Raw genomic sequence first — 1646 nt, 5'->3', positions numbered from 1 at the left:
AAAAAAGAAATAGGTATATACCAGTTTCAACTTGATGAAATAGAGCAGGAGATTAATAATTTACAAAAGGAAATAGAAAAAATTTGTAAGGACACATATAACAATGTTATTGAACTTTCCCTTAGAGAAAGTTATTTTTTGAGTTTAAAACGGAAAGTTGAAGAAAAGAATGTAGAAAAAGAAAAAATTTTAGAAAAAATTGATAAAATAAAGGAAAATTTATCCATTTTGCTTGGGGAGAAAAAAGCAGTAGAAAAGTATGAAAAAAAGGTTAAGAAAAAAGATGAAAAAGAAAAAGAAAAAAAACTCATTGAGCTTTACGACAGCGTTTTTAATAACCGCAGGTTTAATTCTTAATATTCATGAAACTGTTTTTGCACAGGCTGATGTAAAAGAGATAAAGAAAGAAATAAAAAAGCTTGAAAAGTTAAGGTCTGAAGTTAAATCTTTAATTCAAAAAAATGAAAAAATCTTAAAGAAGATAGAAGAAGAAAAGAGAAAATTAGAAGAAGAAAGAAAATCTTTTGAAAAATATGTGAAACAGGTAGAAAACGAGAGATATAAAAAACTGGCAAAAATGTTTGAGAAAATGGAGCCTGAACTTGCAGGAGAAAAAATATCAAACATGGAAGACCCTAAAAAAGCAGCGTACATAATCTACAACATGAAAGAAAGTAAAGCAGGAGAAGTTTTAAACTATGTATCTGCTGATATGGTAAATCAAATAACAAAAATATTAACACAGCTAAAAAAACAGCCTAAGCAGACTAATCAATAAGCCATCTTTTTGTAAGTTCATGGTAGCTGTCTATTCTTCTATCCCTGAAAAACGGCCATGTTATTCTTGTTTCATCTATAATAGATAGGTCAATTTCAGTTATAAGTATTTCTTCTTCATCTACTGAAGCTTTATTTATAACTTCACCGTAAGGATTTGAAACAAAGGATTGCCCCCAGAATTCTATTCCTTCATTTCTATCAGGGGAGCTTTCAAAACCAACCCTATTGACAGCTGCCACATAAAGTCCATTTGCAACACTATGTGAACGCTGTATGGTTTCCCATGCATTATACTGGGATTGTCCGTATTCTTCTTTTTCTGAAGGAAGCCAGCCTATAGCAGTTGGGTAAAAAAGAATTTTTGCACCTTTCATTGCTGTCAGCCTTGCAGCTTCTGGATACCACTGGTCCCAGCATATTAAAACACCAATGTCTGTATATTTTGTTTTAAAAACTTTGTATCCTAAATCTCCCGGTGTAAAGTAAAATTTTTCATAAAAATGAGGGTCATCTGGAATATGCATTTTTCTGTATTTCCCTAAATATTTCCCATCAGCATCAATGACTACTGCAGTGTTGTGATAAAGTCCTTCATCTCTTTTTTCAAACAAAGATACGACTATTACAACCTTATTTGACTTTGCTACTTTTGAAAGTTCTTTTATGGTATAGGAGTTTTCATCTATTTTCTCAGCTAATTTGAAATAATCCCAGTTTTCCACCTGACAAAAATAAGGTGTTTTAAAAAGTTCCTGAGTACATACTATATGAGCTCCTTTTTTTGAAGCCTCTTCAATCATGTTTAAAGCCTTTTCAAAGTTTTCTTTTTCATTACTACTACATTTCATCTGGATAAGGCCGATATT

At 31.2% G+C, this 1646-nt stretch carries 2 protein-coding genes and 1 pseudogene; 2 read left to right on the top strand and 1 reads right to left on the bottom strand.

The genetic code is table 11. From position 1 onward, the window contains the following. Positions 1–357 (top strand): annotated as a pseudogene (locus HG1285_RS19955) (hypothetical protein); the annotation flags it as partial. After that, a complete protein-coding gene (locus HG1285_RS02380; RefSeq protein WP_050777704.1) occupies positions 284–778 on the top strand; it encodes a hypothetical protein in 495 nt (164 codons plus the stop codon). The pseudogene HG1285_RS19955 and the gene HG1285_RS02380, both read left to right, overlap by 74 nt. Here HG1285_RS02380 and HG1285_RS02385 read toward each other — a convergent pair. After that, a partial coding sequence (locus tag HG1285_RS02385) for a carbon-nitrogen hydrolase (RefSeq protein ID WP_008289145.1) occupies positions 768–1646 on the bottom strand: 879 nt, incomplete at its 5' end. The genes HG1285_RS02380 and HG1285_RS02385 overlap by 11 nt on opposite strands.

It is taken from the genome of Hydrogenivirga sp. 128-5-R1-1 (assembly GCF_000171895.1).
Note: the sequence above shows the minus strand (reverse complement) of the source record. Positions and strands in the feature narration are given on the sequence as shown.